This is a genomic window from uncultured Anaerococcus sp. (genome assembly GCF_963510915.1).
In the GTDB taxonomy this organism is placed as follows: domain Bacteria; phylum Bacillota; class Clostridia; order Tissierellales; family Peptoniphilaceae; genus Anaerococcus.
In genome coordinates this window covers 1-13,340 of record NZ_CAUPHG010000047.1, presented here as the reverse complement: position 1 = coordinate 13,340, position 13,340 = coordinate 1, and the positions used below count along the sequence as shown (strand labels likewise).

Sequence of the window (13,340 nt, the reverse complement as noted above, 5' to 3'; positions counted from 1 at the left end):
ATTATATAAGTGTGATAATTTTTGATTATTTTCATTAGATTTCTTATCTTCTTTTACCTTGTCTTCTTTATCAGCTGCAACTTCAGTTTGCTTGGTTTCTGAACCATCTTCTGAACTTTTATCAAATTTTCCAGAACAAGCTGTAAGACTTAGGCTAAGTGCTAAGGCAAGGCTTGATATTTTAATTATTTTTTTATTCATTTCATCTCCTCTTATGATTGATTTTTAATTAAAAATATAATAATTAATATACATTGTATCAAATAAAACAAAGTATTTCAACAAAGATATAAGGAGAATTACAATATAAAAAGAGCAAGGCTAAGCTCGCTCCCTTACATATCCATGATTTTCATCTTGTCTAATTCGTCTTTTTGTTTTTCTTTTTTGTCGTAGTACCTGTAAATTAAGTAGTAGATTATTGTTGGAATGTTGGCTATTACCATTGTTATAAGGACTGCCATCCACCAATTACCATCATCTGCTATATTTAACATATATATTATCGATATTATAAAAGAAAGCCCTGGAAGGATTAGGCCTGCCCTTCCCTTTGTATATTTACATATCAAAATTTGCAAAATTAATGGCACAAACAAAATTAAAATTGTAATTACTGAGTTTACTGCAGCTAGCTTCATTTCTCTTCTCCTTCTTTTTTGTATTCTTCAATCAAAATCTTGGCTGCATCTAGGGTGATTTTCCCATCTATAGCCATGGACTTTATTAGGCTGACATAGGACAAGTCTTCCTTGTCGGCTAATTTTATTTTTTCAATCAACCTATCAAGCCTTAACCTAACTGTCGGATAGGAAACCCCGTAAATAGCTGCCATTTCCTTTAAGGATCCCGATTCTAGGATAAATCTCTTGATAAAGTCGATTTCGCTGTCATCAAGATTTTCAATCCATCCTCTTTTTTCATTTCCCATCGCTATCCTCCTTTGTTAATACCATTATAAACCTAAATAATATTAAAGTCAACTTTAATATTATCAAAAATTATTAGAAGGTAATCCTCAATTATATTTTAGTTTGAATAATATTTTCTCTTTTGGGTTATAAATAAAATAAGGAGGATAATATGAAATTTTTACACACCATGGTTAGGGTCAAGGACCTTGATACATCATTTAAGTTTTATACAGAAGAATTAGGCTTTGTGGAGTCAAGAAGAAGGGAATTTCCAGAAAAGAAATTTGACTTAGTTTATCTAATGCTTCCTGGTTCTCCAGATTATGAATTAGAATTAACCTACAATTACGACCAAGAAAAAGGCTACGAAATAGGCACAGGCTACGGCCACATCGCCATTTCCCACCCAGACATCGCATCTCTTAGAGAAACTTTAATAAACAAAGGCTACGAAGTAACTGAAATCAGAGGTCTTACACCTAATTCAAACAAGTATTTTTTTGTCACTGACCCTGATGGCTACAGGATTGAAATTATCCAAAAAGCAGACTAAATCAAAAAATCCAGACCAAGAATTTTATGAAAATTCCCAAGTCTGGATTTTTTATTTTTCATTTTTTTCTAATCTTGCCTATTTTTTCTTTGACCATTTTCAAAGGCTAGGATATTATCAATGGCAATTCCTAGGAGCCTCTCTCTGGTTTCCATAGGTCCCCATCCCATGTGTGGGGTTAGGATGATATTATCGTAAGCTAAAAGTGGATTGTCATCGTTAATTGGTTCGGTTTTATTAACATCAAGGCCTGCCGCAAAAATTTTCCCAGAATCAAGGCCTGCCAGCAAGGCTTTTTCATCAATCAATCCTCCCCTAGCTGTATTTACAATAATGACCCCGTCCTTCATTTTTGAAATTGAATCTTCATTGATTATATTTTTTGTATCCTTGGTCAATGGTAGGTGAAGGTCGATTATATCAGCTTTAGCGTAAATTTCATCAAGACTAGCATATTTTACATAGGTCTTAGCTTCTTCGTTTTGGCTGCGATTGTAGGCTAAAACTTCCATGCCCATGGCCTTATAAATTTTTGCCGCCGCAAGACCAATCTGACCGAGTCCTAAAAGGCCAATAGTTTTGCCATATAATTCTATTAGCGGATAGTCACCAAAATACCAAAAACCCGCCTTCTTCCAGCGGCCAGATTTAATTTCCCTGTCGTGGTGGCCAACCCTTGTTGTGATTTCAAGAAGGAGTGCCAAGGAAAATTGGGCAACAGCCTCTGTCCCATAGGCAGGAACGTTGGTCACTGCAATTGCCAAGTCTTTGGCTGCCTTGGTGTCGATATTATCAAAACCAGTCGATAAGACCCCAATATATTTCAAATTCGGAAGCTGTTCCATGATTTCCCTAGTAATTTTCACATAGCAAACCAGCAAAATCTCCGCATCCTTGGCTCTTCTTATGATTTCTTCCTTATCATTTGGACATTCTTTGTAAACAGTGAGATTTCCTATTTTTTCTAAATCTTTAAAAGAAAGATCGCCCGGATTTAGAGGTTTGGAATCAAGAATTACAATATTTTTCATAAAAATCCTCCTCTAGTTTTTTAAATTCATCCTCGCTTAGTCCGTAATCTCCAAGGTCAAAACGGCCTAGCCTATGAAAATCAGACCCACCTGACATTAATAAATCTAATCTCTTTGCAAAATCTTTTGCCCTCTCAAAATCTCCGTCCTTCATCCTAGAATGGTTTATTTCTATAGCTCTAAGTCCCATTTGCTTATATTTTTCAATCTCATCCCAATTATTGTATTCTTGTGGATGGGCAAGTATTGATAGGCCCCCGTCCGCATTCACAGCTTCTATGGCATCTTTTACTGGAATATAGCCCATAGTTCTTGCAAGGTCATCTGTGGTTTTTTCGTGGAAAATATCCTTAAAACCAACCCCTTCCATCTTTTCGGGATATTTTTTCTTCATCGCCCAATAGATATCTGACTTATAGATTATGGAATTTTTTGCAAAAGTCTTTAAATAATCATAATCAAGTTCAAATCCATCTTTGGCTAATTTGGGCAAAAGAGAAATGTGGTAGGCTTCTCTTTTTTTATTTGTAATGGCATTTAGCTTGTCAATCTCTGGTGTAGATTCAGGCAAAAATAGGCCAACCATGTGGACTTTTTTGTGAGAATCAAAGTCATAGGCAGATATTTCAAGACCCTTAATTAGCCTAATATCAAAGTCTTTGCCGATTTCTTTTATTTTCTCAAAATGGTCTGCCCTATCATGGTCGGTTATGGCCATGGTTTTAAGTCCTGCTCCCACAGCCATTTCTATTACTTCTTTTATATCGTAATCCCCATCAGAATATGATGTGTGCATGTGCAAATCTGCGTATTTCATACTACCTCTCAATAATTTTTGATTTTATCTATAAAACAAAAAAAGGACTGTTTATAACAGCCCCGTATTTTTATTTGTTTGGAGTCAACTTTACTGCTGATGTTAAGATATCTGAATATGTGTAAGAAATTGTTCTTTCAACATCAAATTCATTGTTGACCTTAACTGTAAACACACTTGGAAATGCATTTACAATGACACCTGTCTTAGTTTTTACTCTCTTCCTGCCCATATCGGCTTTAAGGATAACTTCCTTGCCCACCGAATTTTCTACTTCTTTTCTAATATCGTGAACTGATCTTTGTGTCATTTAATCATCCTTCCATTTGATACTTGAATCATTATACTTCCAGATGATGCTTTAGTCAAGAAAAACTATTATTATACACTAGCTAAAACGAATGTCAAATATTTTTAGGAGTTTTTTATTTCCTAGTAAATGCGTAGAAATCAATAGCTTAAATGTGTTTAAAGAATGCTAAATATGCCTTGTAAGTTTGGTAGAGATCTGCTTTAGAAATTACTTCTAAAGGTGCGTGCATGGATACCACTGGAGTACCACAATCAACAACGCTCATGCCGTATTCTGCAAGGATATAGGCGATTGTGCCGCCACCACCTTGGTCGATTTTACCAAGTTCACCTGTTTGCCAAACTGCATTTTCTTTTGCAAAGGCAAGCCTTACTTCAGATAAATATTCTCCGGCAGCGTCGTTTGAGCCACCTTTTCCACGCGAACCTGTATATTTTGTAAGAGCCACGCCATGGCCAAGTTTAGCTGTATTCATTGGTTCTGTTGCATCAAGATAACCTGCATCTTCTGCAAGAGTTACATCTGCAGAAAGGACCTTAGAAGATCTCAAAGCTCTCTTTAGGCTTACAATATTGCCCTTACCTTGTGCTTCTAATATTTCAAGAACCATGTCTTCAAAAAATTGACTGGTCATACCTGTTGCCCCAACAGATCCGATTTCTTCCTTGTCAACATAAAGGCCTACTAGAGTTTTTTCTGGAGTGTCCTCGCCTGCTTCAATGATTGCCTTTAGAGAAGCAAAAGAACATACCTTATCATCGTGGCCATAGGCCATAATCATTGACCTATCAAAACCTACATCACGAGCCTTGGTAGCAGGCACTACATTTAATTCTGCCACCATAAAGTCATCTTCTTCAAGGTCATAGGTTTCCTTTAGGTATTTTAAAACATTTTTCTTGATAGGATTTTCTTTCTCATCCTTTAGAGGAATTGATCCAACCATGATGTTTAATTTCTCACCTTCTATAACTTCTCCAGCCTTTTTTTGGTTAAGGTCAGCTGATAAGTGGACTAGGAGTTCAGAGATGAAAAATACTGGGTCATCGTCCTTTTCACCTATTGATATTTCAACTTTTGTACCGTCTTTTTTGAAGGCAACGCCCACAAGGCTTAATGGAATATTTGTCCATTGGTATTTTTTGATACCGCCATAATAGTGAGTTTTTAAGTAAGCTGCGTGACTTTCTTCAAAAAGTGGAACTGGCTTTAGGTCAAGCCTTGGACTATCAAGGTGAGAACCAACAATAGTCATGCCTTCTTCAAGATCCTTTGAACCAATCACAAATAAAGCCACTGCCTTATTTCTATTTATAGCATAGGCCTTAGCCCCTGCCTTAACTTCGCCAGCCTTAATTAAGTCTTCAAGTGGTTTAAAACCAGATGCTTCTGCTCTTTTAATAATTTCCTTAACAGCCATTCTTTCTGTCTTAGATTTATCCATAAATCCAAGATAATCCTTAGAAAAAACGTCCAAATCTTTTAACTCTGCCTCAGTCATTTCAAGCCATGCAGATTTTCTAATATCTTCCATACTTCCTCCAATAAAAAGGGAAAACTTCCCCCGATGTTATTTATATAATTACTATACTGGTTTATAGGCAATTTTTAATAGAAAAACAAAAAACGACTAGATTTATTTCTAGTCGCCTACCTTCAAAAATATCCTAATAAGTTACTTTTATTTTTAAGAGATAGTCCGCTTTTTTATCCTTAAATAACTTATCTTTCTCATCTACATTTGCCCACTTTAGTAAAACTTCTGAACTTTCTCCTCTTGCAACATTAAGCACAAATTTTTGCACAGCTGCTGATGGGCCTTCTAACATATTTTCATCTTTAATTGGAAAATCAATCTTATTATAAGAAATCAAATTCAAATTTTCTTTTTCATCAAGACTCCAATAATTAATAGGAATATATTGAGGAAGAACAATCTCAACAATATCGCTATCTTGATCCATTTTAAATTCTATTTCAGAACCCATATGTGATTCTCCTACAAGATCTATAGGATAAGCTTTGTTGTTTATCATTACCACATTGTTTTGTGGATATCCCTTATCATCCAAAGGAAATTCCACCTCTTTGTTCTCTGCTACAGGTTCTTTGCTACAACTTGTCAGCAAAAACATAACAGAAAGCAAAAATGAACCAATCAAAATAGTTAAAATTTTCTTAAAACTCAAAGACTTAGAATAATTCATAAAATCCACCTTCCTTCATTTTTATTAAGCCCTAAGGCTTTACAATATCCTTAGCAGATTTAAGCTCAAAATAGCTCTCTAATTTACATATTTTTAATTAGCAGCTATGTTAATTATATTATTAGTTTCTTTTACTTACTCCGTAAGCAACTGATGCTGCTGCAAGGATTCCAGCTACCCCATCTACTCCAGCGATACCAGTTTTAGCGTTGTTGCCTGCTTTCCTTGCTGGTTTGTTAGATTTTTGCTTGTTATCTTCTTTTAGTTTTAAGTCGTCAATATTAACTTTTGAAACTTCATTAGCACTGAACACTTTTAAAAGTTGACTTGGAAAATAGTTCACGGCTAATTGTTCCTCTTTAGAAAGAGTATTATACCATTTTAACCATTCTATATCTTCATCCGGCAATCTAAGTGATTGTAATAACTCATAGTTTACACTGAATTGTTCCTCTTTACTTAGACCATTAAACCACTCTTGCAATTCTTTAGGGATGACTTCTGAGTTATTATTTGCTGAAGAAGCAAATACATTTGTTGCCATCGCTGTTAAGAACATCACCATGGCTATTAATAGAGTAAATCTTTTTTTCATTTCATCTCCTCCTTATCTAATCTTGAATCATGGATAACACTGTCTAGACACACAGGTAGAAATCATTATTAAAAAACCATAACTAAACAGATTTTACAAATATTATAAATATTCTTATAAGTCAGCTCCTTTTAAAATTAATTTCAAATATTTATGTGCCACTAAAGATATCACCGTTTTTATATCTCTGTGGATTAATCACCTTTTTCATTGTGAAATTCCTTTCATTTTAAAAAATTAAATGGAAAAATTAAAAATTCATTAGCTGTATAATACGAATCATCATCAATAAGTCTGTGATATTTCGTATAAGAATACAAAATCGCCCTCTAAGAGACTTTGCCCCCGTCCTTATAATTGTATTTAATTGGAATGCACATAATAAGTAAGGTAAGGCATAAAATAATTAGTCTTTTTCTTTTATTATATTTCATAATTAGCCTTTGTTCATGTCCTTGCTCATCTTCTACTATGATACGTCAATCTCCCAGTAAGTTTGTAGCAAAATATTATTGACTTCTCTTGCAACTTCATTGCTTGCCTTATCCATTAGTGTTTTTAATGTATTAGAAAGTAGGTTCTATTACAAGTTCTGAGTCATCATTTACAAAGATATAGAGTGGTATTCCAAATCCTCCGTCATTATTAATAACATATTCCGCCAATACCCTTACAAAAAATTTAATCCAGTCTTGACTTGGTACATCCGAACCTTCCTGTTGATCAGTAATCCATATACTAGATATAGGGCGTAAACTTTGTTTTTCCAAGGCTATCCCTAAATAAGAATCATAAAAATCGAAAGAACAGTTAAAAACATATACTTCTTTATCATTATAGTCCTTTAAAACTTCACGTTTTAATTCTTCTGGAATTTCACCGAGTGTAATCATCGCCCTTCCTAAAATTTCTCCACTTTCTTTTTCAAATTCTTCTAATTTACCTTTTTCTCTTAGAACGACTTCTAATTCATTAAATTTTATTGGATCGATTAGCATAAATTCCTCCTATTTTCTTGCTAAATCATAACATTAATTTAATTCCATGAATAGTTTATATACTCTATCTAAAAAATTTTCATCAATATTAATAATATATATTTGAAGTATCATCTAGGGAATGAATAATAAAAATCTCTTGAAGTTTTTTTATTTCATTCAAATCTATTTTTTTACTCAAATCTTCTGTTAATTTAAAGGCTCTATATTTATCAGAATTTTGAGACCAAACATTTGCGGTCTTGCAATCTTCACATAGCCATAATATATAATAATCGATTTCTTCGCTTCCGAAAACTATCGAATCTAGCTCTGGATTATCTTGTTTTAAAAATTTTTTATGGTAATTTATTAAAGCTTCTTTTTCATAAACGTCATAAACAATACTGCCATCATGATCAGTCAGTCGTTTTTCGCAAAATGCACAAGTTCCTTGTCCCAATATATTCTCCTCCACTCAATATAAGTTATTATTTTCACTATACCATTTTCAAGTATAATAAGTTCTCAAAATAAAATAAACTCTTTCATTAACTATCCTATTTAATGTCTTTCTTGCCGTAACATAAGATGTAATATCTAAAAACTCTTTTACAAAAAATAATTTATTTGATTCAAAATCACTTATTTTCTTTTCTATTTCTTCTTTATATGAGAACATTGCAAATTTCCTTTGTCCCAAATATTGCATCATATCTGGGACAAAATTTCAATCACAATGAATTTTATACATCAAAAATCTTATTTTTCCTATTTGGATACAATAATCTTATATATAATTTTATTTCTAATATAAAGAAAAAAAGGAAAGTACAGATTTTTTCGTACTTTCCTTTTTATTTTTAAATTAATTTCCAAATATTTTTAGCATATTCAACCGGGTCTTCTATTTCTAGACCTTCTATGAGCCTTGCTTGGTCTAGGAGGAGTCCTGCTATCATTTTTGCCTTGTCTTTGTCTTCCTTGTAGGCTTCTTCTAGAAGTTCATAAGCTTTTGTTTTTGTTGATATTTCTAGGACTTTTTCTGCCTTGATTCCAAAGGCGTTTGGTTGGTTTTTGAGGGTCTTTTCCATCTCGATTGAAACTTCTCCCCTTTCCTTGATTAGAGATGGGACGTCTTCTAATTTGTCGGTGAAAGTCACATCTACCACGTCTTCTGGCATGGCTTCTTTGATAAAGGATATGATTTCACTATCTTCCTTATCTTTCTCCTCAGATTCTTCCTCTGCTGTGATTGATTTAAATTTTAGTCCTTGGTATTCGCCTAGCATCTTGATTAAAAATTCATCTAGGGCCTTGTCTAAGAGAAGAACATCCTTGTCTTCGCCTACCATTTTTAATGCTGGAGAAGATTTGATTTTTTCAAGGGATTCACCTGTGCCGTAGTAGATGAATTCGGCTGTTGATGGGGCATTTTCCTTATATTCTTTTAGGCTTATTAGCTTATCTTCTTTTCTAGAATGGAAGAGAAGTAGGTCTTGTAAATCTTCCTTATTTGCCCCGTAGGATTCATATATTGAAACCTTAATAGAATCGGCAAATTCTTTGTAAAATTTTTCGTAGTCTTCCCTATTTTTCTCCATCATTTCCTTTAGGTGGGCATTTATTTTTTTGTTTATTTGCTTTGAAATTACCCTTAATTGCCTATTTTGTTGAAGGGTTTCCCTTGAAATATTTAGGGTGAGATCATCAGATTCTACCACACCTTTTACAAAGGAATAGGCGTCGTCTATGATTTCATCGCAGGAATCCATTATTTTTACACCATGGGAGTAAAGTTCAAGCCCGATTTGCCTATCTTTCGAATAATAATCAAAAGGTGCCTTTTCTGGAATGTATAAAAGTGCCCTAAATTCAACTAGGCCTTCCGCCTTGAAATGTAGCCATGAAAGTGGCTTATCAAAGCCAAAATGACTTTCTTGATAGAAATTTATATAATCTTCGTCTGTGAGGTTTTTCTTGTCTTCCTTCCAAATTGGTTTATCAGAATTGAGAACGGTCATATCCCTGTAGTCTTCGTATTCTGGCTTATCTTCTGGAGAACCTTCCTTAATCCTAGTCTTTGTAATTTCCATCTTGATTGGGTACCTGATGTAGTTTGAATACTTGCGTATGAGACCTCTGATTGTGTTTTGATCTAAATATATATCGTAATTTTCGTCTTCTGTATTTTCTCTTAGGTGAAGAATTACATCAGTACCTGGGCTTGACTTGGATGCTTCCTTGATAGTAAAACCGTCTGCATCTTCGCTTTCCCAGCTATAGGCCTTTTTTGACCCGTGTTTTTTAGATACGACTTGGATTTTTTCCGCAACCATAAAGGCTGAGTAAAAACCAACACCAAATTGGCCGATTAGGTCCTTGATGTCTGATGAGTCAACAGACTTCCTAAAGGCTTCGGTGCCAGATTTGGCAATAGTGCCGAGATTGTTTTGTAAATCTTCCTCGTCCATTCCTATTCCTGTATCCCTGATTGTAAGTGTTCTTTCTTCCTTATTTGGGATGATTTCTATAAAATAGTCGTCCTTGTTTGTGGTTGTATCAGACTTTAAATCTTCGTAATATAGCTTATCAAGAGCATCTGAAGCATTTGAAATAAGCTCTCTTAAAAATATTTCCTTGTTTGTATAAATTGAGTGGATCATAAGATCCATTACTTTTTTGGCTTCCGCCTTAAATTCTTGTTTCATATCTAATCCTCCTTGAGAATTTTTGCCAAATAAATTAGCAGTCTATGTCTTCGACTGCTAACATTATACTTATATTAATTTTTCTTGCAATTATCCCAGGTATTTTATGTTTCCATACAACATAATAAAGGCCGCAACTAGGATAAAAATATGCCAAATGGCGTGGTTGTAAGGAATTTTTTTGATGGCATAAAAGACTGCCCCAATAGTGTAAAATAGACCGCCTAAGACCAAATACAAGATATATGAAATCCCAATATACTTATAAATCTGATAAAGCAAAAGCACTGATAGCCAACCCATGGCCATATAAATAATCATTGAGGCCTTGCCAATCCTATCTTCCTTGCCTGTTGCAAAGGCGATTATGTTCATTGAAATTCCAGTGATGGCCAGTATCCAAATGATTACAAAAATTATTATAGAAAAGGTTGACTTTAGTCCGATTAAGATAACCGGCGTGTAGGAGCCTGCGATTGTAAGGTAAATTACCCCGTGATCGATGGCCCTGAAAATAGTACGCAAAAGAGGATTTGTCATTGAATGATATAGGCTTGATGATAAAAACATCAAAGCAATGGCTATAAAATAAATAAGCCATGCCAAAAACACAACAATATCTCCTTCTTTGTAGGTAGAAATTACTAGGGGAAGGAAAAATATTAGGCTTAGAACAAATCCTAACAAATGAGTAAGTATATTTAAAAATTCTTCAGACTTTGAATATTTAATTATTTTCATTCCTAAGCTCCTTGATAAGTTTCACAATCTCCCTTTGAAGTCTTAGTCTATTTTCTATATCAATCTCCTCTTGCTTTTTGAGCCTATACTTTGTTATCGTTCCAAAAATAAACAAGGCCAGTAAAAATAAAATTACAAGACTTCCTACTTTTTGCGTATCGTCAAAACCACAAAAACTCCCAACAACCATGCCTACTATTGCTAGGACCAAGGGTGCAGCGAAAAGTTTCAAAAAGCTCACCTTATAACCAGCAAGAATTTTTTCTTCTAAAATTTTTAATTCATTCTTCTTTTCTTCTAACAATTTTTCCTTTTCCATAATTCCTCCTATACCCTAGTATTTTACTTTGATTATTTCCCCTTTGGTAGTAAAATATTACTAGTATGAAAAGGGGGTTAATATGACAGAAAATACCGAAAACAAAGTAACTATCACTCGTGATATGATAATAGGCGATATAATCCAAGCCAAACCAGAAGCTATCAACATTCTAATGATGAGCGGTATGGGATGTATAGCATGTCCTACTGCCCTTTACGAATCACTTGAAGAAGCTTGCATGGTTCACGGCATGGACCCAGATTATTTGCTTGAACAACTAAACGCCTAAGATATTCGTCCTAAACTAGATACTAGTTTGGGACGTTTTTTTATCTAAATTCCATAAATCTATCATCATCATTAAGGTCAAAAAGCAAATCCAAGTAGGATTTTTTATATCTTACAAACAGACCCTTGGTATAAAGGTCAAATACCTCATCTCGACTTGCCCAGCGAGCATCCTTAACTTCTTCTTCCTGTAATTTTAAGTCCTTAATATCAATATTTTTTCTAACAAGATAAAAATCATCGAACCCTTGGTCGAAATTGGCAGTTAAAATTGGTCTAAGATTAGAAAAATCAAAATCTATGCCAAGCTCTTCCGAAAGTTCTCGCCTTGCTCCCTGCCAAGAATCTTCACCTGCTTGGCAGGCTCCACCGCAAGTCAAATCCCAAAGTCCACCCATTTTCTTAGAATCTGCCCTTTGTTGGATTAAAAGTTCTCCCTTATCATTAAAAATTAGGATATGGATAATTAATCTGAGCCCACCTTTAGGGATTTCTTCATTTCTCGGATAGGTCCTTCCTGTTTTTATCCTATATTTATCATAAATATCTAAAATTTCCATAAAATCTCCTAGGAAAAAAGCCTGCCACTAAGGGCAAGCTTATTTATTATGCTTTTATTATTGCAGCTGTAAGCTTTGGTATTACTTGTTTTTTGCGAGAAAGAACCCCATCTGCATTTATAGTGCCATTTGGTGTTAATTCTCCAAACTCTTCTTTGATATCTTCGTAATATTCTCCAACAACAAGAAGTTCTGACCTTTGGTTAAAGATATCTGTAAGAACAAGGACAAAGGTATCTTCTCCTCTTTCCTTGATTTTATCCGCCATTAATTTTTTAAGGTCATCCATGATTGGCACAAGCTCTTCAGGATTCATAGTAAAAACTTGACCCACTCTCACATTAGCATTGCCAATGGTAAAGGTCTTTATATCTCCCTCGATTAAATCCTTGGCAGACTTGCCTTTTAAGGAAGTTCCTGCCCTAAACATCTTATCGGCAAATTCTTCTGGATTAATGCCAGCAATCTTGCTCATCCTATCGAGAATCCTCCTATCAATGTCAGTAGTTGTTGGTGACCTAAAAAGAAGGGTATCAGAAATAATTGCCGCACAAAGGATACCCGCAATTTCCTTTGATGGTCTGATGCCTGATTCTAAGTACATTTCACTGATGATTGTGGCTGTTGATCCAACAGGTTCTGCCCTAAAAAATACTGGAGCAGTTGTAAGGATGTTTGCTACTCTGTGGTGGTCGATTATTTCTATAATCTCTGCTTCTTCAATATCATCTATGGATTGGTTTCTTTCATTGTGGTCTACTAAGATTAGTTTTTTCTTATTTGATGCAATCAAATGGTATCTTGAAATTGCGCCTACGACCTTTTTGGTGGCATCAACTACTGGATAAGACCTAAACCTAGATTTGGCCATGGCTTCTTTGACCACATCAAGAGTATCGTCTGTTTTAAAATATATTAAATTCTCAGTTGTCATTACCTGGCTAACTGGAATTGTCATTGGTAAAAGTCTTGAAGTCATGAAGGTGTTGTATTCAGTAGAAATAACTGCAACCTTGTTTTCCTTGGCAATCTCAATTACATCGTCACTAAGACCTGTCCCATTTGTAAGAATCAAAAGGGAAATATTTTGCTTTAGGATAATATCATAGTCAGTCCTATTGCCAGCTATAACTATATCGCCTTCAGTAAAGATGTCTTTTAGGTCTTCCTTACTTCCACCCATAGCAAAAACCATCATCCTACCATTGAAAGTAGGATCTTCTTCACCAAGATAAATAATTTTCGCTGCCAAAACATCAATAATATTGTCAATTGGAGTGTGGGCACGACCTAAAATCCTATCATCCCAAA

General features: G+C 34.4%; 18 protein-coding genes and 1 pseudogene. 2 read left to right on the top strand and 17 right to left on the bottom strand.

Annotated elements, in window-relative coordinates:
- The 3 genes and pseudogenes from RQ893_RS05375 to RQ893_RS05365 all read right to left on the bottom strand — a co-directional run.
- Window positions 1–201, bottom strand: a pseudogene (locus RQ893_RS05375) (galactoside ABC transporter substrate-binding protein); the annotation flags it as partial.
- Between the two features lie 134 nt (window positions 202–335).
- Entirely contained in the window at window positions 336–641 is a 306-nt protein-coding gene (locus tag RQ893_RS05370; protein ID WP_311482023.1) for a hypothetical protein, read from the bottom strand.
- Window positions 638–931 (bottom strand): DUF2089 family protein, encoded by a 294-nt coding sequence (locus tag RQ893_RS05365; RefSeq protein WP_311482022.1) that lies wholly within the window; start codon window positions 929–931, stop codon window positions 638–640. Before RQ893_RS05365 ends, RQ893_RS05370 begins: the two co-directional genes overlap by 4 nt.
- A gap of 152 nt (window positions 932–1,083) precedes the next feature.
- Between RQ893_RS05365 and RQ893_RS05360 the strand changes: the two genes are divergently transcribed.
- A complete protein-coding gene (locus tag RQ893_RS05360; protein ID WP_311482021.1) occupies window positions 1,084–1,467 on the top strand; it encodes a VOC family protein in 384 nt (127 codons plus the stop codon).
- Between the two features lie 68 nt (window positions 1,468–1,535).
- On the opposite strand, the gene RQ893_RS05355 is transcribed toward RQ893_RS05360, so the two are convergent.
- From RQ893_RS05355 to RQ893_RS05300, 12 genes are all read right to left on the bottom strand, one after another.
- Window positions 1,536–2,498, bottom strand: coding sequence for a D-2-hydroxyacid dehydrogenase (locus RQ893_RS05355; RefSeq protein WP_311482020.1), 963 nt, complete (start codon window positions 2,496–2,498; stop codon window positions 1,536–1,538).
- On the bottom strand, window positions 2,476–3,315 hold the full coding sequence (locus tag RQ893_RS05350) for a PHP domain-containing protein (RefSeq protein WP_311482019.1): 840 nt from the start codon (window positions 3,313–3,315) through the stop codon (window positions 2,476–2,478). Before RQ893_RS05350 ends, RQ893_RS05355 begins: the two co-directional genes overlap by 23 nt.
- 70 nt (window positions 3,316–3,385) lie before the next feature.
- Window positions 3,386–3,625, bottom strand: coding sequence for a Veg family protein (locus RQ893_RS05345; RefSeq protein WP_311482018.1), 240 nt, complete (start codon window positions 3,623–3,625; stop codon window positions 3,386–3,388).
- 148 nt (window positions 3,626–3,773) lie between these two features.
- Window positions 3,774–5,162 carry an aminopeptidase gene (locus RQ893_RS05340; protein WP_311482017.1) on the bottom strand — a complete coding sequence of 463 codons (1,389 nt, stop codon included), beginning with the start codon at window positions 5,160–5,162 and terminating at the stop codon, window positions 3,774–3,776.
- Between the two features lie 133 nt (window positions 5,163–5,295).
- A complete protein-coding gene (locus RQ893_RS05335) occupies window positions 5,296–5,835 on the bottom strand; it encodes a hypothetical protein (protein ID WP_311482016.1) in 540 nt (179 codons plus the stop codon).
- Window positions 5,836–5,956: 121 nt separating this feature from the next.
- Window positions 5,957–6,430 (bottom strand): hypothetical protein, encoded by a 474-nt coding sequence (locus RQ893_RS05330; protein ID WP_311482015.1) that lies wholly within the window; start codon window positions 6,428–6,430, stop codon window positions 5,957–5,959.
- A 566-nt stretch (window positions 6,431–6,996) separates the two neighbouring features.
- Entirely contained in the window at window positions 6,997–7,428 is a 432-nt protein-coding gene (locus tag RQ893_RS05325; protein WP_311482014.1) for a hypothetical protein, read from the bottom strand.
- Between the two features lie 88 nt (window positions 7,429–7,516).
- Window positions 7,517–7,870, bottom strand: a complete 354-nt coding sequence (locus RQ893_RS05320; RefSeq protein ID WP_311482013.1) for a hypothetical protein — start codon at window positions 7,868–7,870, stop codon at window positions 7,517–7,519.
- A 48-nt stretch (window positions 7,871–7,918) separates the two neighbouring features.
- Window positions 7,919–8,089: a hypothetical protein gene (locus tag RQ893_RS05315; RefSeq protein WP_311482012.1), complete on the bottom strand. Its 171-nt coding sequence runs from the start codon at window positions 8,087–8,089 to the stop codon at window positions 7,919–7,921.
- Between the two features lie 181 nt (window positions 8,090–8,270).
- Window positions 8,271–10,118 carry a molecular chaperone HtpG gene (gene htpG / locus RQ893_RS05310; RefSeq protein ID WP_311482011.1) on the bottom strand — a complete coding sequence of 616 codons (1,848 nt, stop codon included), beginning with the start codon at window positions 10,116–10,118 and terminating at the stop codon, window positions 8,271–8,273.
- A 90-nt stretch (window positions 10,119–10,208) separates the two neighbouring features.
- On the bottom strand, window positions 10,209–10,859 hold the full coding sequence (locus RQ893_RS05305) for a hemolysin III family protein (protein WP_311482010.1): 651 nt from the start codon (window positions 10,857–10,859) through the stop codon (window positions 10,209–10,211).
- A complete protein-coding gene (locus RQ893_RS05300; protein ID WP_311482009.1) occupies window positions 10,846–11,178 on the bottom strand; it encodes a hypothetical protein in 333 nt (110 codons plus the stop codon). Before RQ893_RS05300 ends, RQ893_RS05305 begins: the two co-directional genes overlap by 14 nt.
- A gap of 82 nt (window positions 11,179–11,260) precedes the next feature.
- On the opposite strand from RQ893_RS05300, the gene RQ893_RS05295 reads away from it, so the two are divergent.
- Window positions 11,261–11,470 carry a DUF1858 domain-containing protein gene (locus tag RQ893_RS05295; RefSeq protein ID WP_311482008.1) on the top strand — a complete coding sequence of 70 codons (210 nt, stop codon included), beginning with the start codon at window positions 11,261–11,263 and terminating at the stop codon, window positions 11,468–11,470.
- A gap of 40 nt (window positions 11,471–11,510) precedes the next feature.
- Here the strand turns inward: RQ893_RS05295 and RQ893_RS05290 are convergent, their stop codons facing one another.
- Together RQ893_RS05290 and RQ893_RS05285 are read right to left on the bottom strand one after the other, a co-directional pair.
- Window positions 11,511–12,029: an NUDIX domain-containing protein gene (locus RQ893_RS05290; protein WP_311482007.1), complete on the bottom strand. Its 519-nt coding sequence runs from the start codon at window positions 12,027–12,029 to the stop codon at window positions 11,511–11,513.
- A 46-nt stretch (window positions 12,030–12,075) separates the two neighbouring features.
- Window positions 12,076–13,340 (bottom strand): putative manganese-dependent inorganic diphosphatase (locus RQ893_RS05285; protein ID WP_311482006.1); only part of this gene is annotated, 1,265 nt, incomplete at its 5' end.

What these genes read in the sequence shown, in the direction of transcription:
- RQ893_RS05345 (WP_311482018.1), bottom strand. Translation starts at nt 3,625, where the DNA reads ATGACACAAAGATCAGTTCACGATATTAGAAAAGAAGTAGAAAATTCG.
- RQ893_RS05290 (WP_311482007.1), bottom strand. Translation starts at nt 12,029, where the DNA reads ATGGAAATTTTAGATATTTATGATAAATATAGGATAAAAACAGGAAGG.
- htpG (WP_311482011.1), bottom strand. Translation starts at nt 10,118, where the DNA reads ATGAAACAAGAATTTAAGGCGGAAGCCAAAAAAGTAATGGATCTTATG.
- RQ893_RS05340 (WP_311482017.1), bottom strand. Translation starts at nt 5,162, where the DNA reads ATGGAAGATATTAGAAAATCTGCATGGCTTGAAATGACTGAGGCAGAG.
- RQ893_RS05360 (WP_311482021.1), top strand. Translation starts at nt 1,084, where the DNA reads ATGAAATTTTTACACACCATGGTTAGGGTCAAGGACCTTGATACATCA.
- RQ893_RS05295 (WP_311482008.1), top strand. Translation starts at nt 11,261, where the DNA reads ATGACAGAAAATACCGAAAACAAAGTAACTATCACTCGTGATATGATA.
- RQ893_RS05300 (WP_311482009.1), bottom strand. Translation starts at nt 11,178, where the DNA reads ATGGAAAAGGAAAAATTGTTAGAAGAAAAGAAGAATGAATTAAAAATT.
- RQ893_RS05335 (WP_311482016.1), bottom strand. Translation starts at nt 5,835, where the DNA reads ATGAATTATTCTAAGTCTTTGAGTTTTAAGAAAATTTTAACTATTTTG.
- RQ893_RS05315 (WP_311482012.1), bottom strand. Translation starts at nt 8,089, where the DNA reads ATGTTCTCATATAAAGAAGAAATAGAAAAGAAAATAAGTGATTTTGAA.
- RQ893_RS05370 (WP_311482023.1), bottom strand. Translation starts at nt 641, where the DNA reads ATGAAGCTAGCTGCAGTAAACTCAGTAATTACAATTTTAATTTTGTTT.
- RQ893_RS05330 (WP_311482015.1), bottom strand. Translation starts at nt 6,430, where the DNA reads ATGAAAAAAAGATTTACTCTATTAATAGCCATGGTGATGTTCTTAACA.
- RQ893_RS05305 (WP_311482010.1), bottom strand. Translation starts at nt 10,859, where the DNA reads ATGAAAATAATTAAATATTCAAAGTCTGAAGAATTTTTAAATATACTT.
- RQ893_RS05350 (WP_311482019.1), bottom strand. Translation starts at nt 3,315, where the DNA reads ATGAAATACGCAGATTTGCACATGCACACATCATATTCTGATGGGGAT.
- RQ893_RS05325 (WP_311482014.1), bottom strand. Translation starts at nt 7,428, where the DNA reads ATGCTAATCGATCCAATAAAATTTAATGAATTAGAAGTCGTTCTAAGA.
- RQ893_RS05365 (WP_311482022.1), bottom strand. Translation starts at nt 931, where the DNA reads ATGGGAAATGAAAAAAGAGGATGGATTGAAAATCTTGATGACAGCGAA.
- RQ893_RS05355 (WP_311482020.1), bottom strand. Translation starts at nt 2,498, where the DNA reads ATGAAAAATATTGTAATTCTTGATTCCAAACCTCTAAATCCGGGCGAT.